Source organism: Streptacidiphilus albus JL83 (assembly GCF_000744705.1).
GTDB lineage: Bacteria > Actinomycetota > Actinomycetes > Streptomycetales > Streptomycetaceae > Streptacidiphilus > Streptacidiphilus albus.
The window spans coordinates 3,077,361-3,098,742 of sequence record NZ_JQML01000001.1 but is presented as its reverse complement, the minus strand read 5'-3'; the positions used below and the strand labels follow the sequence as shown (position 1 = coordinate 3,098,742).

The following is a 21,382-nucleotide window of genomic DNA, read 5'->3' as shown; positions in this document are numbered from 1 at the left end:
GCAGCGCGGGCGAGGGCGGGCGCGGCCGGGCGGTCCTCGGCGCCGTGCGCCAGGACCGGTTGTCGGAGCCGTGTGAGAGCGTGGGCCGGGTGACCACTCAACGTCCCGAGACCGACCTCGATGCCCGGAGCCTGCTCGCCGACCGGCGGGAGCACGTCGGCGTCGACTTCTCCGGGTTCGACCTCCGCCGGGCGCTGTCCTACCCGGCCGCACCCTTCACCTTCCGCAACTGCGGCTTCGAGGACAGCGACCTGCGCGGGGTCCGGTTGGCCGAGGCGGCCTTCCTCGACTGCCGGCTGGACCGGGCCGACCTCGGCGGGGCCATGCTCGACCAGGCCAGGTTCGAAGGGGGCAGCGCCGCCTTCCTCAAGGCGGGACGGGCGGACCTGACCGACGCGGTCTTCCACGGGATCGACCTGGCGAACTCGCAGTGGGGCCAGACCCTGCTGGCCGGCGCCCGGTTCGAGGAGTGCCGACTGGTCGGGGCCCGGCTCTCGGCCCTGCGCGGGATCGGCTACACCTTCGTCCGCTGCCATCTCGGCCTCGCCGACGTGGCCGGTCTGGACTTCCGGGGAGCGGTGCTGGACGGGCTCAACTTCACCGAGGCCGACCTCACCGGCTGCGACTTCCGGGACGCCGTGCTCGACGGCTGCCGGCTCGGCGGGGCGGAACTGCGCTCCGCCCGGTTCGCCGGGGCGGATCTCCGGGGCGCCGACCTGGGCGAGCCGACGGTCACGGACATTCCGGTGCTGCGCGGCGCCTGCGTCTCGGAGCGGCAGGCAGCGGTGCTGCTGGCCGCCTTCGGCGTACAGGTGATCCCGGTGAGTGGTTGATCGTCCTAACCGTTCCGGTGACAGGGACTGCCGAGTAACGTTGGGAGTGACTGTTACCGACAGCTGTCGGGCCACCGTATGTGCTGATGAGGTGGGGTGCTGGGATGCTCGGAGTTGACGTGCTTCTGGGTGTGCTGGGGGCAGGTGCGCTGTGGGTGGCCACCGGCGTGCGGGTGGTGCAGCAGTTCGAGCGCGGCGTCGTCTTCCGCTTCGGGCGGGTCCACAAGTCGATCAGGCAGCCAGGGCTGACCCTGCTGATCCCCGTCGCCGACCGGCTGCGCAAGGTCAACGTCCAGATCATCACCATGCCGGTGCCGGCCCAGGAGGGCATCACCCGGGACAACGTCACGGTCCGGGTGGACGCGGTCGTCTACTTCCAGGTCAAGGACCCGGTCCTGGCCTCGGTCAATGTGCAGAACTACACCTTCGCGATGTCCCAGGTCGCGCAGACCTCGCTCCGGTCGATCATCGGCAAGAGCGAGCTCGACGACCTGCTGACCAACCGCGAGCCGCTGAACCAGGGCCTGGAGCTGATGCTGGAGAGCCCCTCCAACGGCTGGGGCATCCTGATCGACCGGGTGGAGATCAAGGATGTGGCGCTGCCCGAGTCGATGAAGCGGTCGATGTCCCGGCAGGCCGAGGCCGAGCGTGAGCGCCGAGCGCGGATCATCACCGCGGACGGTGAGTTCCAGGCCTCCCAGAAGCTGTCCGAGGCCGCCATGATCATGAGTGAGACCCCGGCCGCGCTCCAGCTGCGGCTGCTGCAGACGGTGGTCGAGGTCGCGGCGGAGAAGAACTCCACGCTGGTGCTGCCCTTCCCGGTGGAACTGCTCCGCTTCCTGGACGGGGCCACCCCCGAGCGGTCCAAGTCGCCGACCTCGGTGCCGCGCAGGCCGATGCCCGAGCCGATCCCGCTGGACGAGGCGCTGGCGGCGCTGCCGGACATCGCCGACGTCCCCGAGCTGGCAGTGCCGGAGGTCGACGTGCCCGCCGTCGAGGTGCCCGCCGTCGAGGTGCCCGAGCTGGACGTCCGCGAACTCGACGGGCCCGAGCCGGAGGCGCAGCACCGGATCGATGGCCCGCCCGTCGACGAGCGGCCCGACGGCGCAGCCGGCTGACGGGGCGACAGCCCGCCGGTCGCCCCTGGGGCTTGGGCACGGACCGACCGGGCGACGGAGCACAGCAAGTAGGGCCCGGTTCTCCAGGAGAACCGGGCCCTACCGATGGGGTGAGTGACGGGGCTCGAACCCGCGACACCTGGGATCACAACCCAGTGCTCTGCCAGCTGAGCTACACCCACCATCCGTCTGCGCTCTGTCGCGCTGACGGGGATAACTCTACAGGATCCCGAGCGGTGCTCACGACCGGCTTTCCGAGCCGGTCGTGCGTGTCGGCCCCGGTTGTCGCAGCAGGTCAGGCCGGGGGCAGTTGGTGCCGCGCGGCGATGGCCCGGGCGGCGTCGGTGTCCGGGCCCGGCTGGGGCACGAAGACGGCCTCGCGGTAGAAGCGCAGCTCCGCGATGCTCTCGCGGATGTCCGCCAGCGCACGGTGGTTGCCCACCTTCTTGGGGCTGTTGTAGTAGGCGCGCGGGTACCAGCGCCGGGCCAGCTCCTTGATCGAGGAGACGTCCACGATCCGGTAGTGCAGGTGCTGCTCCAGGGTGGCCATGTCCCGGGCGAGGAAGCCGCGGTCCGTCGCCACCGAGTTGCCGCACAGGGGGGCCTTGCCGGCCTCGGGGATGTGCTCGCGGATGTAGGCGAGCACCTGCGCCTCGGCCTCGGCCAGGGTGCCGCCCTGTTCCAGCTCGGTGAGCAGGCCCGAGGCGGTGTGCATCTCCCGCACCACGTCCGGCATGGTGTTGATCGCCTCGGCCGGGGGACGGATCACCACGTCCACGCCCTCGCCCAGGATGTTCAGCTCGGAGTCGGTGACCAGCGCGGCGACCTCCACCAGCGCATCCCGTTCGAGGTCGAGCCCTGTCATCTCGCAGTCGATCCAGACCATGCGATCATTCACGCGGTTCACCGTCCTGAGTGGCTTTCGTCCGATACGGGCTGTGCGGAACCGGTGGGACGCCGGGGCGACGTACCGGTCCCGCATAGTCGATCATCCGTCGTCCGGTGCGCAAGTCAAACCGCGCCGCAGCCGGGGCACGGCCCGTACGGCCGACGCGGTCGGCTCGGGTCCGGGCCGCCGCGTTTCGGCCCGGACCTGCTCCGCCTGCCTCCGCGCTACTCCCGCGCGCCCCGCTGGAGGACCGGGGCCACGGCGTCGGGGTGCGCCCGCGCCGTCCCGCCCCCGCCGCCGGGGGGCTCGGGGAAGTCGCGTTCGCCTCGGCCGTCCTCGGTGGCGGCGTGGTCGGCCAGCCCCGGATCGCCGGGGCCGGGCCGACCGGTCCGCCGCGAGCGGGTGTTCGGCCGGGGGACGCGTGGGGCGTCACCGCTGCCCGGGACGGAGAAACCCGGACCGGCGAGGCCCTGACCGCTCACCACCTGACCGCCGAGGCCCTGCCCGGAGCCGCCGAGGCCGGAGCCGCCGAGGCCCTGCCCGGAGCCGGTGAAGCCCTGGCCGGCCGCGTGCCCGCCGAACCCCTGCCCCTGGCCGCCGAAGCCCTGGCCGCCCAACCCCTGCCCGGTCAGCCCCTGCCCGGCGAACCCCTGGGACGGGGCGCCCTGGCCGGGGAAGGCCGAGGCGGCCGCACCGATGAACGAGCCGCCGCCGACCTGACTGCCCGTCGGGGACGCCGACTGGCCGTCCGAGGGAGCGGGAACCGACTGCCGGGCCCGGAAGGACGTCCGGTAGACGGCGGGGGAGACCCCGAGCTGTCGACGGAAGTGCCCTCGCAGTGCCACCGGCGAACGGAAGCCGCACCGCCTGGCCACCTCGTCCACGGACACGTCCGTGCTCTCCAGCAGCCGCTGCGCCTGCAGCACCCGCTGCGAGATCAGCCACTGCAGCGGAGCACTGCCGGTGAGCGAACGGAAGCGCCGGTCGAAGGTGCGCCGGCTCATGTAGGCGCGGGCCGCCAGGGTCTCCACGTCGAACTGCTTGGAGAGGTTGTCCAGGGCCCAGGTCACGACCTCGGCGAGCGGGTCGTTGCCGATCTCTTCAGGTAAAGACCGATCGATGTACTGGGCCTGTCCTCCGCTGCGGCGCGCCGGTACCACCAGTCGGCGGGCCAACGCGGCTGCCGCCTCGGCCCCGTGGTCGCTGCGGACCACATGGAGGCAGAGGTCGATCCCGGCGGCGGTGCCGGCGCTGGTCAGGACGTCGCCGTCGTCGATGAACAGTTCCCTCGGGTCCACCTGGATCTGCGGGTACCGCTTGGCGAGGGTGGGCGCGTACATCCAGTGGGTGGTGGCCGGCCGTCCGTCCAGCAGGCCGGCGGCGGCGAGGACGAAGGCGCCGGTGCACAGCCCGATGATCCTGGCCCCCTCGCGGTGCGCCTTGCGCAGCGCCTCCAGCGCCTCGGGCGGCGGGAGTTGGGCGGCGGAGCGCCAGGCGGGCACGACCACGGTGCCGGCCCGTCCCAGGGACTCCAGGCCGTAGGGGGCGGTCATGGTCAGCCCGCCGGTGGTGGCCAGCGGCCCGTCCTCCCCGGCGCACACCAGCAGCCGGTAACGGGGGACGCCGGCGTCCTGGCGGTCGACGCCGAAGACGGAGAGCGGGATGGAGCTCTCGAAGATCGGCGCTCCGCTGAACAGGAGGACGGCGACGACCTCGGGGCGACGGCGACCGGAGAGCTTGCGGGGAGCAGCGCCGGCTGACGGTTCGTCGGAGGGGGGAGTAGGTGTGGGGACGCTGGCGACACGTTCACCGGTACCGAGCGCGGCGAACGCTCCGCGCCGTTCGTGCGGGGACGCTGCGCCGTCCGTTGTTGCGGCGCTCCTACTCACCCTGCTCAAGGCGCTCCGGCCCCCTCGGTCGTGTGTGCCGCTGACGTGAGTGGTGCGACGCGCGGAACGCCCGGCATATCACCGGGAGTGCTCGAGCGCGCGGCCCACGCCTGGGGCGTCATGGTTGATCGGTCCTGTGCAGCATTTCGCGGCCCCCCGCACTCGCCAAGATCGAATCTACTGTGTCCAGGGATGTTGGTGCGACTAGTTCACCATCTAACGCTATGTCGACAAGGCAATTTGGCGTGAAGCATTCGATCACCGAGGGTCGCACCCGACGGGCCGTCGGGGAAGGGGGCGTGTCAGGTGCTGGCCAGTTGTCGCACGGCCGATTGGCCGGTTCGCGAGAACCTGCAGCTCAGCGCGGGATACAGAACCGGACGCGCATTCAATCATGAGGGAACCCGACGAAGTTGACCGAAAACCAATGCTTGGGAGCGCAGGGGGCGTACGGGCGTGAAGGGGGGCGCGTAACGGCGGTTGCGTGTGCTCAGTCGAGTGCGCCGGTCGAGTCGAGGATGTGCGTCACGGCGGTCGGCAGTGCGTCGGCCGTGAAGGTGGGGGCGTAGGCGGTTTCGGGCCAGGGGCGGCCGTGGGCGAGCCAGACGCTGCGCAGCCCGGTGAGCCGGGCTCCGGCGATGTCGGCCGGCGGGTGGTCGCCCACCATCCAACTGTTCTCGGGCCAGTCGGAGTCCGGTCGGACTCCGCAGCGCTCGGCGGCCAGCCGGAAGATGCGCGGGTCGGGCTTGGCGCAGTCGGCCTCCTCCGAGATGATCCACCCGTCCACCAGGTCGGCCAGGCCGGTCCGTTCCATCTTCGCCAGTTGGGGCTTGGTGTCGCCGTTGCTCACGATGCCGATCGTCCAGCCGGCCGCGCGGGCGGCCTGCAGCGCGTCCAGATGGGCCGAGGGGCACTCCACCAACTGCACCAGGTGCTCCCGGTACTCCTCCAGCAGCGGCTCGACGTCCTCGCTGAGGCCGAAGTGCTCGACCGCCGCCTGCAGCACGACCCGTCGGCCGGCGTAGCCGCCGCAGTCGAGGGTCACCAGCCAGTCGAGGCCGCTCGGCGGGAGGTCGCGGTCGGCGAGGAAGGAGGCGGCCCAGGCGCGAAAGGCGCGGTCTCTGTCGATCAGGGTGTTGTCGAGGTCGAACAGCATCAGCGGCGGCATGGGACGCATCGTTTCAGTCGGTTGGCATATGCACGAGGCAAGTTACCCATACTGGCCGAAACTGGCCTGCCGGATCGGGCGCGGCTGTGGGTCGTGGCGCGATGCCGGCGGGCGGACTGCCGGGTCCGCTGCGGCCGCCGGGGGTCGGGCAGGGGTGGCCGGGGCCCCTGGCAGGCGCAGCGCCCCGCCGGGGGAGGCGCAGGGCCCCGGGGAAGGCGCAGGGCCCCGCTGGGGGCGGTGGAGGCCGCTCGGGCGGCCGGGAGGGCGCGCCGGATCCTCCGCCCCGGTGCCCGTACCCGGTGCGGCCGTTGCCGGTGCGGCGGTTCCCGCCGGGCGACGGAGGCCGCACCCGTGCGAACGGTCTGCGGGCACCGTTGCGAATGTGCCGTTGCTGCGGCATGCTCCATGCACGCCCCGGGCGCTCCGGCGTACGCGACCGCCATTCGTGGTAACCGTGAGCTCCTTGCGCTCCGCATCTGGGCGCGGACAGATTGTCGCCGTACCCTGGAGGGAAGAGGTCACGCAAGCCGACACTCGGCCTGCTTCGGAAACGGGGCAGAGCGCAGTGGAGGCGCCCCCGGTCCAACGTGCTGCGGGTCGTGACCATGCATATCAGTCCATATCCCACCTCGCCGAAACGACCATGACCATGGCCGGTTACGAGCTTCCAGAGCCCAGTGACGGCAGGTCCGTGGCTCACCCCACGGAGCGGCCGAAGCCGCGTCTGCCCAGGCCCAAATCCAAGTTGTGGAAGTCCCCCCTCGGCTCACCGGGCCCAGTGCCCAGTCGTGGCGAGAACGCGTCGCCCGACTCCCCGCACCAGCATCCGCACAAGCCCCCGCCCGAGCCCCTGACGGGAATCCATCCATCCATGCCCAGTTTTGAAGTCCAGTCGCAGGGAGTGCGCCCCTGTGACCCGGCGTTCCTCCACGGCGTCGTCGTCGGATTCGACGGCTCGGTCTCCAGTGAGAGGGCGCTGGCGTACGCCGTCGGCATGGCCCGGCGCTCCCGGGCCGGCCTGGTGATCGTCCATGTGGCGAACAGGCTGCCGGCCACGGTCTGGGCGGGCTGCGAGCCGCCTGTCTTCGTGGACGTCCCGGACCACCGGACCGAGGTGCTCGGCCTCGAACTGGCGTGTTCGGACTATCTGCGGGACGTGCCCTGGGTGCTGGTGGAGCGCGGCGGCGACATCTGCCACGAGCTGGAGGAGGTCGCCCGTGAGTACGCGGCCGACGCGATCGTCGTCGGCGGCACCCACGGGCTCCTCGGCCGGATCTTCGGTTCGGTGGCCGGCCGGCTGGCGCGGCGCGCCAACCGACCGGTCGTAGTGATCCCCTGAGCCCCTGACCTGAGCCCCCTGAGCCCCCCTGAGCCCGCTGCGCGGCTCGATGGGGGGCGGCTCGGTGGCGGGCGGCGGAGTCAGCTGTAGGTCATGCCCAACTCGCGGGCGATGAGCATCCGCTGCACCTCCGAGGTGCCCTCGCCGATTTCCAGGATCTTGCTGTCGCGCCACATCCGGGCGACGGGGTACTCGTTCATGAATCCGTAGCCGCCGTGGATCTGGGTGGCCTCGCGGGCGTTGGTGACGGCCGCCTCGGAGGAGTGGAGCTTGGCGATCGCGGCCTCCTTCTTGAAGCGCTCTCCCGCCTGCAGCCGGGAGGCGGCGTGGTACCAGGCCAGCCGGGAGGTGTGGGCCCGCATCTCCATGTCGGCGATCTTGAACTGGATGGCCTGGTTGGCGCCGATCGGCCTGCCGAAGGCCCGCCGCTGGGCGGCGTAGCCCAACGACTCGTCGACGCACCCCTGGGCCAGGCCGGTGGCCAGGGCCGCGATCGCGATACGGCCCTCGTCGAGGATCCTGAGGAACTGGGCGTAGCCGCGGCCTGCCTCACCGAGGAGGTTGGCGGCCGGGACGCGGCAGTCGGTGAAGGAGAGCTCCCGGGTGTCCGAGGCGTTCCAGCCGACCTTCGAGTACTTCTTCGAGGCGGTGAACCCCGGGGTTCCGCTGGGCACGATGATGGTGGAGATCTCCCGGGTCGGCGAGCCCTCGGCCCCCTCTTCCTTCGAAAGGGTGAGGGCGGCGACGGTGACCAGCCCGGTGATCTCGGTCCCGGCGTTGGTGATGAAGCACTTCGAGCCGTTGATGACCCACTCGTCGGTGGCCTCGTCGTAGCGGGCGGTGGTCCGGGTCGCCCCGGCGTCCGAGCCGCCCTCCGGCTCGGTCAGCCCGAAGGCGCCCAGCATCTCGCCGGAGCACAGCCGGGGCAGCCAGGTGCGCTTCTGCTCCTCGGTGCCGTAGCGGTGGATCGGCATGGCCCCGAGCGAGACCGCCGCCTCCAGGGTGATGGCCACCGAGGAGTCCACTCGCGCGAGCTCCTCCAGCACCAGGCAGAGCGCCAGGTAGTCGCCGCCCATGCCGCCGTACTCCTCGGGGAAGGGCAGGCCGAACAGGCCCATCCGTCCCATCTCGGCGATGATCTCGTAGGGGAACTCGTCGTGCTCGTAGTACTCCCCGATCTTGGGGGCGACGACGTCGTGGGCGAACTCGGCGACGGTGCGCCGCAGATCCTCGTACTCGGGGGCGAGGCGGTGGTCGAGCATGGAGACTCCTGGAGGGTGGGGAGGACGCTCGTGCGGCGCGCGGCGGGTGGCCGCGGGCCGACAGCTGCTGCCTACTGCTGCTGGCTGCCGCTCCCGGTCAGGGCGCGGACAGCACGGGAGGGGCTGGGACGGCCGAGCCGGTCGGCGAGCCACCGACTGGTCGCGGCCAGGGCGGGCAGGTCGACGCCGGTCTCGATGCCCAGGCCGTGCAGCATCCAGACCAGGTCCTCGGTCGCCAGATTGCCGGTGGCGCTCTTGGCGTAGGGGCAGCCGCCGAGGCCGCCGGCCGAGGCGTCGACGGTGGCGACCCCGCACTGGAGGGCGGCCAGGGTGTTGGCCAGGGCCTGGCCGTAGGTGTCGTGGAAGTGCACGGCCAGGCGCTCCGGCCCCACGCCGGCGGCGGCGAAGCCGCCGAGCAGCGCCGCCACCTGGCCCGGGGTGCCGGTGCCGATGGTGTCGCCGAGGCTGAGCTCCTCGCAGCCGAGCTCCAGCAGCCGCCGGCCGATGCCGATCACCTGGGCGGCCGGCACCGGCCCCTCCCAGGGGTCGCCGAAGCACATCGACAGATAGCCGCGGACCCGGATCCCGGCCGCCCGCGCCCGCTGCACCACCGGCGCGAACATCTCCATCGAGGCCTCGACGCCCCGGCCCAGGTTCCGCTCGGCGAAGCTCTCGGTGGCGCTGGCGAAGACCGCGATGTCGGCCACACCGTGGGCGAGGGCCCGGTCGAGCCCGCGCTCGTTGGGGACCAGGACCGGCAGCCGCAGCCCGGAGTACTGCTCGGAGAGCCCGGAGACCAGGGGGAACAGCTGTTCTGCATCCGCTAGTTGGGGCACCCACTTGGGGTGGACGAAGCTGGTGGCCTCGATCGTCCGCAGCCCGGCGGCGGCGAGCCGGGCGATGAACTCGGCCTTGACCTCGACCGGCAGGGCGGTCGCCTCGTTCTGCAGCCCGTCGCGGGCGCCCACCTCGTGGATCCGGACGCTGCGCGGCAGCCCGGGGAGCGGGACCGGTGCGGGCAGGCCGAGGTCCAGGACGCCCGGTTCGGCGGCAGCGGACGGAGGGACGGCGGAGTCGGTCGGGGCCATCAGGAGACCTCCTCGTGCGGGGTGACCACGGCGAGCAGCTCGTCCATGGCGACGGTGCTGCCCGCGGTCACCCGCAACTGGTCGAGGACGCCGTCGTGGGGTGCGGTGATGACGTGCTCCATCTTCATGGCCTCCAGTACGAGCAGTGGTTGACCCTTCGTCACCACCTCGCCCAGCACGCCCTTGACCAGGGTGACCGTGCCGGGCATGGGGGCGTTCAGGGTGGCGCCCCGGGCGCCGCCGGTGCCCAGGGCGAGGTCGGCCAGCGGGTCGTGCGGGTGGACGGCCCAGCTGTCGCCGTCACGGCCCAGCCAGTGCACGGCCGCCGACCGGCCGTCGGCCGCCCGGCCGTCGGTGGCGTGCGAGAAGGTACGGGTGAGGCCGTCCCGGGTGACGCTCAGCCGGTCCCCGCTGCTGCGGACGTGCACGGCGGCCGGCTGCGCGCCGCCGACGGCGACCTCGAAGCCGGTCCCGCCGTCGGCCTGACGGTCCGCGGGGTCGAGGACGGTGCGGGGCGACAGCGGGCGGGTCCTGACGTCGACCGGTTCCTGGCCGGGGAGCCGCAGCCAGTGGTGGGTCCAGGCGGGCTGCCCGCCGGTCCGCCAGCCCGAGGGCAGGGCGAAGGGGTCGGCCCAGCCGTCCTCGCCGCCGTCCGTACCCGCGCCGAGGTCGAGCTGCCGGGCCAGCGCGGCGGCGGCGAGCGCCTCGTCCGCGGTGGGGTCGGCGGGGGCCGGCTCGGCGGCGGGCACGGTGCCGTCGGCGGCCGTGGTGCCGTCGGTGGGCAGCGGCCGGTTGTCGGTGGGCGCCGGTACGGTCAGTTCGGGGTGGCGCTCGACCAGGCCGGTGTCGAGGCGACCCGCGACGACGTCCGGATGGGCGAGCAGTCGGCGCAGGTAGCCGGCGTTGGTGGTGACCCCGAGGGTGCAGTTCTCGGCGAGGGCGGCGCGCAGCCTTCGCAGCGCGGTCGGCCGGTCGGGGCCGTACGCGATCACCTTGGACAGCATGGGGTCGTAGTCGCTGCCGACCAGCAGGCCGGGGGCCAGCCCGGAGTCGACCCGGATCCCCTCGCCCTCGGGCTCGTGCAGCAGCAGTACCCGGCCTCCGGTCGGCAGGAATCCCCGCCCGGGGTCCTCGGCGCAGATCCGGGCCTCGACGGCGTGTCCCTGGCTGCCGACGTCCTGCTGCCGGAAGCCCAGCGGCTCGCCGGCGGCGATGCGCAGCTGCTGCTCGACCAGGTCGAGCCGGTGGCCGTCGACGGTGGCGGTGAGCTCGGTGACCGGGTGCTCCACCTGCAGCCGGGTGTTCATCTCCATGAAGTAGTAGGAGGAGGGGGAGTCGCCGGGAACGATGAACTCGACCGTGCCTGCGCCGGTGTAGCCGCAGGACTCCGCGGCCTGGACGGCGGCCTGCCCCATCGCCGCCCGGATCTCCGGGGTGAGCAGCGGGGAGGGCGCCTCCTCGATGAGCTTCTGGTGCCGCCGTTGCAGGCTGCACTCCCGCTCGCCGAGGTGGACGACGGTGCCGTGGGCGTCGGCGAGCAGCTGGATCTCGATGTGGCGGGGGCGGTCGATCCACCGTTCCACCAGGAGGGTGTCGTCGCCGAAGGAGGCTCTGGCCTCCCGGCGGGCGGCGGCGATCTCCTCGGGCAGCCGGGCCGCGTCGCGGACCAGCCGCATGCCCTTGCCGCCGCCTCCGGCGGAGGGCTTGAGCAGCACCGGCAGGCCGATGTCCTGTGCTGCCGCGAGCAGTTGCTCGTCGCTGAGGCGGTCGCCCTCGCTGCCGGGAACGACCGGCACGCCGGCCGCCTGCACTGCGGCCTTGGCATGGATCTTGTCACCCATCAGTTCGATCGCGGAGGGCGGGGGACCGATGAAGACCAGGCCGGCGTCGGCGCAGGCGCGGGCGAGGGCGGCGTTCTCGGCGAGGAAGCCGTAGCCCGGGTGGACGGCCTGGGCGCCGGTCCGGGCGGCTGCCGCCAGCAGCTGCCCGATGTCCAGGTAGCTGGTCGCCGCCGCCGCGCCGTCGGCCGGGCCGAGCAGGACGGCGGTGTCGGCGGCGCGCACATGCGGCGCTCCGGCGTCCACGCCGCTGTGCACGGCCACGGAGCGCACGCCCATCCGGCGCAGGGTGCGCGCGACCCGGACCGCGATCTCGCCGCGATTGGCGATCAGGACACTGTCGAACATGGGGGTGAGCCTCCGTCACATTCACATTCAGCTGCGGATACGGCGGGTCCGGCGGATCGGGTGAGTCGCCCCGCCGGTGAGTCGTACCGGCGAGGCGCGGATCCGGCGGACCGTCACATCCGGAAGACGCCGTAGGGGCGGGGGTCCGGCAGCGGCGCGTTGGCGCACGCGCTGAGCGCGAGACCGAGCACGGTGCGGGTGTCCAGCGGGTCGATCACGCCGTCGTCCCAGAGCCGGGCGGTGGCGTAGTAGGCGTTGCCCTGCCGGTCGTACTGCTCGCGCACGGGGCGGCGGAACTCCTCCTCGTCCTCCGCCGACCAGTTCTCGCCGCGCTGTTCGAACTGGTCGCGGCGGACCGTGGCCAGCACCGAGGCGGCCTGCTCGCCGCCCATCACCGAGATCTTGGCCCCCGGCCACATCCACAGGAAGCGGGGCGAGTAGGCCCGACCGCACATCGAGTAGTTGCCCGCGCCGTAGGAGCCGCCGATGACCACCGTCAGCTTGGGCACCCGGGTGCCGGCGACGGCGGTGACCATCTTGGCCCCGTGCTTGGCGATGCCCCCGGCCTCGTACTGGCGGCCGACCATGAAGCCGGAGATGTTCTGCAGGAACACCAGCGGGATCCCGCGCTGGTCGCAGAGCTCGATGAAGTGCGCCCCCTTGAGGGCGGACTCGGCGAAGAGGATGCCGTTGTTGGCGACGATCCCGACCGGGTGGCCGTGCACCCGGGCGAAGCCGGTGACCAGGGTCGGGCCGTACTCCGCCTTGAACTCGGCGAAGCGGCTGCCGTCGGTGATCCGGGCGATCACCTCGCGCACGTCGTAGGGGGTGCGCGGGTCCGCGGGCACCGCGCTGTAGAGGGTGTCCGGGTCCACCGCCGGGGGCTCCGTCGGCTCGACCGGCCAGGGCCTCGGGCTGCGCGGGCCCAGTCCGGCCACGGCGGTGCGCAGGATCGCCAGCGCATGGGCGTCGTTCTCGGCCAGGTGGTCGGTCACCCCGGAGGTGCGGGAGTGGAGCTCGCCGCCGCCCAGCTCCTCGGCGGTCACCACCTCGCCGGTGGCGGCCTTCACCAGCGGCGGCCCGCCGAGGAAGATCGTCCCCTGGTTGCGGACGATCACCGTCTGGTCGCTCATCGCCGGGACGTAGGCGCCGCCCGCCGTGCAGGAGCCGAGGACCGCCGCCAGCTGCGGGATCCCGGCGGCGGAGAGCCGGGCCTGGTTGTAGAAGATCCGGCCGAAGTGGTCCCGGTCCGGGAAGACCTCGTCCTGCATCGGCAGGAAGGCGCCGCCCGAGTCCACCAGGTAGATGCAGGGGAGCCGGTTCTCCTGGGCGATCTCCTGCGCCCGCAGGTGCTTCTTCACCGTCATCGGGTAGTAGGTGCCGCCCTTGACGGTGGCGTCGTTGGCGACCACCACCACCTCGCGCCCGGCGACCCGGCCGACGCCGGTGATCAGTCCGGCGGCGGGCGCGTCCCCGCCGTAGAGCCCCTCGGCCGCCAGCGGGGAGAGTTCGAGGAACGGCGACCCCGGGTCGAGCAGGGCGTCCACGCGCTCGCGGGGGAGCAGCTTCCCGCGCGCGGTGTGCCGGGCGCGGGCCCGTTCGCCGCCGCCCTGGGCCGCTGCCGCGAGCCTGTCCCGGAGTTCTTCGACGAGCGCGCCCTGGGCGGCGGCGTTGGCGCGGCCGGTGTCGGAGGCGGGGTCTACCGCCGTGTCCAACCGGGGCGCCGCGGACTGAGCGAGCATCATGGCCGTGCTCTCCTCTGCGTGCTCCTGCGCCGTTCCGCAGCGAGCCTGCCGTGTGTTAATCATCGTTAACTGCCCTTCGCAGGTTAACGTCCGATAACCCCGCTGTCTAGGATGGTGGGATGTCGACCCAGCCGAGTCCCGTGGAAAGCCCCCGTCGGGCCCAGATCCGTCGTGAGGCGGCCCGGCTCTTCGCCGCGCGCGGCTTCATGGGGGTCGGCGTGGACGAGATCGGCAAGGCCGTCGGCATCTCCGGGCCCGGTCTCTACCGGCACTTCGCCGGCAAGGACGCGATGCTCGCCGACCTGCTCATCGGCATCAGCGAGCGACTGCTCACCGAGGGGCTGCGCCGGGTGAAGGCCGCCCCGGACCCCGCGGCGGCGCTGGACTCGCTGCTGGAGGGGCACATCGACTTCGCCCTGGACGAGAGCGCGCTGATCACCCTGCACGACCGCGAGCTGCTGCACCTCCCCGAGGTCGAGCGCCGCCAGGTCCGCAGTCTCCAGCGGCAGTACGTCGAGCTGTGGGTCGGCATCGCCGGTCAGACCTACCCCGGGCTCGGCGACGACGCCCGCGCCGCCGTCCACGCCGTGTTCGGCCTGCTGAACTCCACCCCGCACAGTGTCGCCGCCGACCGGGAGCCCGACCGCCGGGCCATGTCGGCGCTGCTGCACCGGCTGGCCCTGGGCGCGCTGGCCGCGGCCGCGGCCCCGGCCCCGGCCGGCCCCACGGCGGCCGGGCCCACTCCGGCCTGAACCACCGAGTTCGGTGTCCCGGTGGGGCGTTCGGGGGCGCCCGGGAACAGGACGGGGCAGGATGGCGCTGAGCCAACCAGGGACCGAGCCAGTGGGAGGACGACCAGATGTCAGCCAAGGATCTTGAGCGGTTGATCGCCGAGTCGCACGGGGGCGCGCTGGTGGCGCTCAAGCGGGACGGGCGCCCCCAGCTCTCCAATGTGACCCACACCTTCGACCCGGAGACCCGGCTGCTGCGGATCTCCACCACCGCGGACCGGGCCAAGGTGGCCAACCTCCGCCGGGACCCGCGCGCCAGCTACTACGTCACCTCCACGGACCAGTGGTCCTACGCCGTGGCCGAGGGCACGGCGGAGCTCACCCCGGTGGCCGCCGACCCGAACGACGCGACCGTCGAGGAGCTGATCGACGTTTACCGGGCCGTCGCCGGGGAGCACCCCGACTGGGACGAGTACCGCGCGGCGATGGTCGCCGACCGACGCCTCGTCATCCGGCTGGCGGTGGAGCGGGTCTACGGCTCCGCCCGCTGAGTCCACGGAACGCCGCCGCGCATCCCGTTGCGCGTTGGCGGGAAGGTCTGTAGACGGCCCACTCCCGAGACAGTTAGCATGGCTAATTATGCTCAAGGCTCACAGGTCACGCGCGGAACAGAACGCTGACGCCATACCCGGCACACCGCCCGGTTGGCTGCGGCGCCTCAGCTCCTACTGCTGGCGCTACCGGCGCAATGTCATCGTCTCCTTCGGCGCTTCGCTGTTCGGCATGGCCGTCAGCGCCCTGGTGCCGCTGATCCCCCGGCTGATCATCGACGACGTGATCACCGCCCACACCAGGTCGCTCACCCCCTGGGCGATCGCCCTGATCGGGGCGGCCGCACTGGTCTTCGGCGCGACCCTGGTCCGCCGCTACTGGGGCGGCAAGCTCGCCCTGGACGTCCAGCACGATCTGCGCGAGGACCTCTTCGACTCGCTCACCCGGCTCGACGGCGCCCGGCAGGACTCGCTGGACACCGGCCAGGTGGTCGGCCGGGCCACCTCCGACCTGCAGATGATCCAGGGCCTGCTGTCGATGATGCCGATGATGATCGGCAACGTGCTGCTCTTCGTGCTCTCCATCGTCGTCATGCTCTTCCTCTCCCCGCTGCTCACCCTGATCGCCATCGCCATGGCCCCGGCCCTGTGGTGGTTCGCCCAGCTCAGCCGGAAGAAGCTGTTCCCCGCGACCTGGTCCGCCCAGCAGGAGGCCGGCGCCGTGGCCGGCGTCGTGGACGGCGCGGTCTCCGGCGTCCGCGTGGTCAAGGGCTTCGGCCAGGAGGAGCAGGAGCTCGACCGGCTGGAGCGGACCAGCCGCCGGCTGTTCGCGCTGCGGCTCCGCGGCATCAGGCTGAACGCCCGCTACAGCCCCGCCATGCAGGCCATCCCCTCGCTCGGCCAGGTCGCGGTGCTGGCCCTCGGCGGCTACCTCGCGCTGCAGGGCGAGGTCACCCTCGGCACCTTCGTCGCCTTCTCCACCTACGTGGCCCAGATGACCGCCCCGGTCCGGACGCTGACCATGCTGATGACCGTGGGCCAGCAGGCCCGTGCCAGCGTCGAGCGGGTCTTCCAGCTGATCGACCAGCGCCCCGTCATCAGCGAGCGCGAGGACGCCGTCGAACTCGACGCCAACGAGATCGAGCAGGCCGACGGGGTGCCGGCCCTGGCCTTCGACGCCGTCGACTTCGCCTACTCCGAGCACAGCGACCCGGTCGTCCGGGACTTCAGCCTGCAGCTGGCCCCGGGGGAGACCCTGGCGCTGGTCGGCGCCTCCGGCTCCGGCAAGTCGACGGTCGGGATGCTGCTCCCGCGCTTCTACGACGCGACCTCCGGCAGCGTCCGGGTGCACGGCCACGACGTGCGCGACCTGACCCTGCGCTCGCTGCGCGCCGCCATCGGGATCGTGCCCGAGGACAGCTTCCTGTTCTCCGAGTCGGTGCGCAGCAACATCTCCTACGGCCGTCCCGACGCCACCCTGGCCGAGGTCGAGGCGGCCGCGCGGGCCGCCCAGGCCGACGGGTTCATCCAGGAACTGCCCAAGGGCTACGACACCGTGGTCGGCGAGCAGGGCCTCACCCTCTCCGGGGGCCAGCGCCAGCGCGTCGCCCTCGCCCGCGCCATCCTCACCGACCCGCGCATCCTGCTGCTGGACGACGCCACCTCCGCCGTGGACGCCCGGGTGGAGGCGGAGATCCACGAGGCGCTGCGCACCGTCATGCAGGGGCGGACCACCCTGCTGATCGCCCACCGCCGCTCCACCCTGCTGCTCGCCGACCGGATCGCGGTCATGGAGGCGGGACGGCTGGTGGACATCGGCACCCACGAGGAGCTGGAGAGCCGCTGCTCGCTCTACCGCTCGCTGCTCACCGACCCCGACGCGCTCGCCGGCGACGTCCGGACCGCCGACCCGGTCGCCAGGCTGCTGGCCGACGCGGCCGAGCACGCCCCGGCGGCGGTCGACGGGCACGGCATCACCCCGGCCCTGTGGGACCGGGAGCGCTTCCCCGACGCCGAGGACAACGACCTCGCCGGTGTCCGCAAGGCTCCGGCGGCAGCCGCGGGCGCGGCCCCGGCAGCAGGTGCCGTCGGTCTCGGCGGGGCCGGTGGCCGCGGCTTCGCCGGCGCCGGGCGCGGTGGCCGCGGCGGTGGCGGCCGCGGTGGCGGCGGTGGCGGCGGCGGTGGCGTGATGAACGCGATGGGCAGCATGCCGGCCACCCCGGACCTGCTGGCCAAGGTCGCCGCCCTGCCCCCGGCCAACGGGGTGCCCGACATCGACCTGGAGCAGGCCAAGCGGCCGGAGCCGCAGTTCAACCTCCGCCGGATGCTCGCCCCCTTCCGGCTGCCGCTCGGTCTTGACCTGGTGCTGCTCACCCTGGACGCCCTGGCCTCGCTGGCGCTGCCGATCCTGGTCCGGCACGGCATCGACAGCGGCGTGAACAAGAAGGCGGAGACGGCCATCGTCTTCGCCTCGGTGGTCGCGCTGCTGGTGGTGCTCGGCGACTGGGCGGTGCAGTGGGCCGAGACCCAGATCAGTGGGCGCACCGGCGAGCGGGTGCTCTACTCGCTCCGGGTGAAGATCTTCGCGCACCTCCAGCGGCTGGGCCTGGACTACTACGAGCGCGAGCTCGGCGGCCGGATCATGACCCGGATGACCACCGACGTCGACGCGCTCAGCTCCTTCCTGCAGACCGGTGTGGTCACCGCCGTGGTCAGCCTGCTGACCTTCTTCGGGATCTTCATCGTGCTGCTGGTCCTGGACGTCCAGCTGGCGCTGTTCGTGTTCGCGGTGCTGCCGGCGCTGATCATCGCCACCCTGGTGTTCCGGAAGAAGTCCTCGGCCAGCTACAACCTGGCCCGCGAGAAGGTCAGCACGGTCAACGCCGACCTCCAGGAGAACGTCGCCGGGATGCGCATCGTGCAGGCCTTCCTGCGCGAGGACCGCAACCGGGCCCGGTTCTCCGACCTCAGCGACGACTACCGGCACACCCGGATCAGGGCGCAGCTCTACATCTCGCTCTACTTCCCCTTCGTGCAGTTCCTCTCCAGCGTCGCAGCCGCGCTGGTGCTGATCGTCGGCGCGCACCGGGTCGACGCCGGGACGTTCACCACCGGCGCGCTGGTCGCCTACCTGCTCTACATCGACCTGTTCTTCTCGCCGGTGCAGCAGCTCTCGCAGGTCTTCGACGGCTACCAGCAGGCCGTGGTCGGCCTCAGCCGGATCCGCGACCTGCTGCGCACGCCCACGTCGACCCCGGAGGCGGCCGAGCCGAAGCCGGTCGGCCGACTGCGCGGCGACATCCAGTTCGACGACGTCCACTTCGCCTACAACGCGATCACCCACACCGCGATCGCGAAGAACAACGCCGCCGCGAAGAACGGCACCGCCGCGAAACACGACGCCGCCGGGGAGCACGACGCCGCCGGGGCCGAACCGGCGCGCAAGTCGGAGGTGATCACCGGCATCAACCTGCGGATCCCCGCCGGGCAGACCGTGGCCCTGGTCGGCGAGACCGGCGCGGGCAAGTCGACGCTGGTGAAGCTGCTCGCCCGGTTCTACGACGTGACCGGCGGCGCGGTCCGGGTCGACGGGATGGATCTGCGCGAGCTCGACCTGGCCGAGTACCGGCACCGGCTCGGCGTGGTCCCGCAGGAGGCGTACCTGTTCTCCGGCACGGTCAGGGACGCCATCGCCTACGGCCGCGAGGAGGCCTCGGACGCCGAGGTCGAGAGTGCGGCCAGGGCGGTCGGGGCGCACGAGATGATCGCCGGTCTGGACGGCGGCTACCTGCACCAGGTGAGCGAGCGGGGACGCAACCTCTCGGCCGGCCAGCGGCAGCTGATCGCCCTGGCCCGTGCGGAGCTGGTCGACCCCGACATCCTGCTGCTGGACGAGGCCACCGCGGCGCTCGACCTGGCCACCGAGGCGGCGGTGAACCGCGCCGCCGACCGGTTGTCGCAGCGGGCCGGCACCCGCCGGACCACCGTGGTGATCGCCCACCGGCTCACCACCGCCGCCCGGGCCGACCGGGTCGTGGTGCTGGACCACGGGCGGATCGTCGAGGACGGCCCGCACGACGAACTGCTGGAGCTGGACGGCCCCTACGCCCGGCTCTGGCGGGCCTTCGCCGGCGAGGAGGAGTCCGCCGCCGCGCGGTAGTCAGCAGTGGTCGGCAAGCTGCGGCTCGGAGCCCTCGTGGGAGCGTTCCGGGCCGCGGCCGACCTTCCTCGCGACATGGCCCAGCGCCTCCAGCAGCTGGTGGTCGCGGTAGTGGTGGAGCCGGCGGTGGCCGCTGCCGGTGGAGGAGTGGTGGTGCAGCCGCTCCTCCACGGACTCGGCCGGCGGCGTGCCGCGCCGGTGGACGGCGTGCGGGAGCCCGGCCATGTCGGCGAACCTGTCGGTCAGGGTCTGCCGCAGCAGCGCCGGCACGATGCCCTTCAACCCCGGCGGCAGGTAGGACTCGTAGAGCTCGGTGCAGCTGCGGGTCAGCAGCACCCCCTCCTCGCTGGGCGCCCATTCACCCCCGTCCCTGGCCTCGTGCCACAGCGTCCGGGCCTCGCCGACGCCGTCCGGCAGCGGCACCGGCCGGTCGGGCAGGCCCAGCCAGTGCCCGATCAGCCGCCAGGCGTAGTAGTAGCCGTCCTCCTCGACCGGGCTGACCTGCACGCCCAGCTGCTGGAGGCCGTCCAGGGTGGCGATCGAGCAGACCAGGGCCGCGCCGTAGGTCTGGAGCAGTGAGACCGGCATCCCGTCCCGCTCGCTGTCCCACCGGCCCGAACGGGTGTGCAGCAGCCGGATCGCGGCGTGGACCAGACGGACCTTCTGGCAGGCGGGGATCAGCCCGGAGCGGCTGGTGAAGGCGTCCGGCTCGCCCATGGCGAGGAACAGCCCGGTCGACTGCGCCAGCTGTCGGTGCGGCCGGTCCGGCCGGTGGGCGGAGTGCAGCGTCCTCGCCCCCACCGGCGACAGGTAGGTGCCGACCAGCCCGGTGGTGCACAGCACGATGTCGGCCGAGCGCCGGTGCTTCCGGTAGAAGGCGGAGATGTGGGCCACCCGGTCCGGGTCGGTCCACTCCGGGAAGCCCCGGGTCTCCTCCAGGTGGTCCCGGAGCAGCTGCGGAGTGTTCCCGGGGACGTCGTGGCCGATCGAGGAGACGGTCCGGAGCAGCGCTTCGACGTCGCCGACCTGCCCGGTGTCGAGCAGTTCCGCCGCGACCCGGTCCGCGGGTGGGTCCCCGAGCGGCTTCAGGGTGAGCATGTCGGCGTAGGTGACCATCCGCTGTCCTCGTTCCGTTCCCGTTCCGTGTCCCGTTGCCGTGTTCCCTGTGAACGCCGGGCGGCCGACCCCCGCTGTCGGTCTATCACGCCACCCGGCCCCGGGCGCGGGGCGTTGGGCCGGGTGGGCGGGACGGGACGGACGCGGTTCAGTCGAAGGTGGTGTCGCGGGCCGTCTTCTCCCAGGCCGTCACCTCGGCCCGGACCGCGGCCTCGGTGATCGCCCGGCCGAAGCCGCTGCCGGCACCGGTGATCAGCCATACCTTGTTCATCGTCGCTCCCTGTCGGGTGAGTCGGTGGGGTGGCCGCGGCTGCTTGCCGGGTTCCGGCCCGTGCGGCGGGCGCTCCGCTCCTTCGCGGCGGCGCGCCGCGCGCGCCTCGCGCAGTGCCGCCTGGAGCAGCGCTACCTAGAGCAGCGGTTCCCCGTCGCCGTCCGGGAGCTGCAGCACCTCCTGGCGGCGGCCGGTGCGGCGCGGCCGGGACAGCCCGCCGGGACCGGCCGGGGAGCGCGGGGAGATCACCTTCTCCTGGGCGTCGGTCCGGGTGGTCGCCGCCCGCCACCAGAGCTCGAAGGGCACCCCGCCGGTCTCCCGCTCCACCGCGGCCCGGGCCTCGGCCGCCCAGTGGACCCGCCGCACCCGCCACTCGGCCCGCAGCGACAGCAGCGCCCGGTCCAGCTCCATCGCGGTCAACTGCCGCTCCGAGCAGACCACCTGCTCCGGCAGCACGGTCGGCACGTCCCAGCGGAAGACATGGACCTCGCAGCTGGCCGCTCCGCTCCCGACCAGGCCCAGGCCCCACAGCCGCTCCTGCTCCGCGCCCTCGAACCGGGCCAGGATCTCGGTCCAGCGCCGGGCCCCGGCCTGGGCCTCCACCCGGCGCTGGATCTCGCAGTGGATCGGCCAGTAGGCGTCCGAGGCCGCCCGTACCCGGACCGGGTAGCGCTCGGCGGCCTCGGCGAACGCGGCCTCGGCGGCGACGGCGGCCCGGCGGCGGGCGCCGGACTGGGTCCGCGCGGCCGCGCGGCGGCTGCGCCGTTCGGCGGCCTGGAGTTCGGCGGCGGCGCCCTCCAGCACCAGTCGGTAGCGCCGGGCGGCGGCCCGCCAGGACTCCCACTCGGCCCGGTCCAGCGGGATCCGCACGCCGCCGCTGCTGTCGTCCTCGTCGGCCAGGGCGTAGAGCTGCGGCTCGGTCACGATGACGGACCGGCCGTTGCTCAGGTAGCCGGGCCGGTCCAGCAGGGCCACCCGGACCCACATGTCCCCGATCACCGCGTCACCCCCGCCTGTCGCCGGCCGTTGTGCTCCGA

At 72.9% G+C, this 21,382-nt stretch carries 14 protein-coding genes, 1 tRNA gene and 2 pseudogenes; 6 read left to right on the top strand and 11 right to left on the bottom strand.

Annotated features, from left to right (window positions below; translation table 11 throughout):
• The first annotated feature begins 89 nt into the window (after positions 1 to 89).
• On the top strand, positions 90 to 833 hold the full coding sequence (locus BS75_RS13370; protein ID WP_197091938.1) for a pentapeptide repeat-containing protein: 744 nt from the start codon (positions 90 to 92) through the stop codon (positions 831 to 833).
• A gap of 104 nt (positions 834 to 937) precedes the next feature.
• Positions 938 to 1,951, top strand: a complete 1,014-nt coding sequence (locus BS75_RS13365; protein WP_081982297.1) for a slipin family protein — start codon at positions 938 to 940, stop codon at positions 1,949 to 1,951.
• 106 nt (positions 1,952 to 2,057) lie between these two features.
• On the opposite strand, the gene BS75_RS13360 is transcribed toward BS75_RS13365, so the two are convergent.
• The 4 genes and pseudogenes from BS75_RS13360 to BS75_RS13345 form a co-directional block, all read right to left on the bottom strand.
• A tRNA-His gene (locus tag BS75_RS13360) sits at positions 2,058 to 2,133 on the bottom strand.
• A gap of 113 nt (positions 2,134 to 2,246) precedes the next feature.
• On the bottom strand, positions 2,247 to 2,849 hold the full coding sequence (orn, locus tag BS75_RS13355; RefSeq protein ID WP_034088371.1) for an oligoribonuclease: 603 nt from the start codon (positions 2,847 to 2,849) through the stop codon (positions 2,247 to 2,249).
• A 758-nt stretch (positions 2,850 to 3,607) separates the two neighbouring features.
• Positions 3,608 to 4,591: pseudogene (locus tag BS75_RS51895) on the bottom strand (helix-turn-helix domain-containing protein); the annotation flags it as partial.
• Positions 4,592 to 5,219: 628 nt separating this feature from the next.
• A complete protein-coding gene (locus BS75_RS13345; RefSeq protein WP_034088370.1) occupies positions 5,220 to 5,897 on the bottom strand; it encodes an HAD family hydrolase in 678 nt (225 codons plus the stop codon).
• Positions 5,898 to 6,792: 895 nt separating this feature from the next.
• Here BS75_RS13345 and BS75_RS13340 point away from each other — a divergent pair.
• Positions 6,793 to 7,236: pseudogene (locus BS75_RS13340) on the top strand (universal stress protein); the annotation flags it as partial.
• A gap of 80 nt (positions 7,237 to 7,316) precedes the next feature.
• Here the strand turns inward: BS75_RS13340 and BS75_RS13335 are convergent.
• From BS75_RS13335 to BS75_RS13320, 4 genes are all read right to left on the bottom strand, one after another.
• A complete protein-coding gene (locus BS75_RS13335) occupies positions 7,317 to 8,498 on the bottom strand; it encodes an acyl-CoA dehydrogenase family protein (protein WP_034088369.1) in 1,182 nt (393 codons plus the stop codon).
• 71 nt (positions 8,499 to 8,569) lie between these two features.
• Entirely contained in the window at positions 8,570 to 9,586 is a 1,017-nt protein-coding gene (locus BS75_RS13330; RefSeq protein ID WP_081982295.1) for a hydroxymethylglutaryl-CoA lyase, read from the bottom strand.
• On the bottom strand, positions 9,586 to 11,772 hold the full coding sequence (locus BS75_RS13325) for an acetyl/propionyl/methylcrotonyl-CoA carboxylase subunit alpha (protein WP_034088368.1): 2,187 nt from the start codon (positions 11,770 to 11,772) through the stop codon (positions 9,586 to 9,588). The genes BS75_RS13330 and BS75_RS13325 overlap by 1 nt, the downstream gene beginning before the upstream one ends.
• A 113-nt stretch (positions 11,773 to 11,885) precedes the next feature.
• On the bottom strand, positions 11,886 to 13,514 hold the full coding sequence (locus BS75_RS13320; RefSeq protein WP_034092979.1) for a carboxyl transferase domain-containing protein: 1,629 nt from the start codon (positions 13,512 to 13,514) through the stop codon (positions 11,886 to 11,888).
• A 122-nt stretch (positions 13,515 to 13,636) separates the two neighbouring features.
• On the opposite strand from BS75_RS13320, the gene BS75_RS13315 reads away from it, so the two are divergent.
• From BS75_RS13315 to BS75_RS46385, 3 genes are all read left to right on the top strand, one after another.
• A complete protein-coding gene (locus BS75_RS13315) occupies positions 13,637 to 14,269 on the top strand; it encodes an SACE_7040 family transcriptional regulator (protein ID WP_034088367.1) in 633 nt (210 codons plus the stop codon).
• Positions 14,270 to 14,376: 107 nt separating this feature from the next.
• The gene (locus BS75_RS13310) at positions 14,377 to 14,799 is read left to right on the top strand and encodes a PPOX class F420-dependent oxidoreductase (protein WP_034088366.1); all 423 of its coding nucleotides are present in this window, start codon (positions 14,377 to 14,379) and stop codon (positions 14,797 to 14,799) included.
• Positions 14,800 to 14,887: 88 nt separating this feature from the next.
• Positions 14,888 to 18,958 carry an ABC transporter ATP-binding protein gene (locus BS75_RS46385; RefSeq protein WP_081982294.1) on the top strand — a complete coding sequence of 1,357 codons (4,071 nt, stop codon included), beginning with the start codon at positions 14,888 to 14,890 and terminating at the stop codon, positions 18,956 to 18,958.
• Here BS75_RS46385 and BS75_RS13300 read toward each other — a convergent pair whose 3' ends face one another.
• The 3 genes from BS75_RS13300 to BS75_RS13295 form a co-directional block, all read right to left on the bottom strand.
• The gene (locus BS75_RS13300) at positions 18,959 to 20,074 is read right to left on the bottom strand and encodes an oxygenase MpaB family protein (protein WP_034088365.1); all 1,116 of its coding nucleotides are present in this window, start codon (positions 20,072 to 20,074) and stop codon (positions 18,959 to 18,961) included. It abuts the gene before it with no gap.
• A 148-nt stretch (positions 20,075 to 20,222) separates the two neighbouring features.
• A complete protein-coding gene (locus tag BS75_RS51460; protein ID WP_267970418.1) occupies positions 20,223 to 20,345 on the bottom strand; it encodes a hypothetical protein in 123 nt (40 codons plus the stop codon).
• Positions 20,346 to 20,480: 135 nt separating this feature from the next.
• On the bottom strand, positions 20,481 to 21,344 hold the full coding sequence (locus BS75_RS13295; RefSeq protein ID WP_034088364.1) for a hypothetical protein: 864 nt from the start codon (positions 21,342 to 21,344) through the stop codon (positions 20,481 to 20,483).
• Positions 21,345 to 21,382 lie beyond the last annotated feature (38 nt).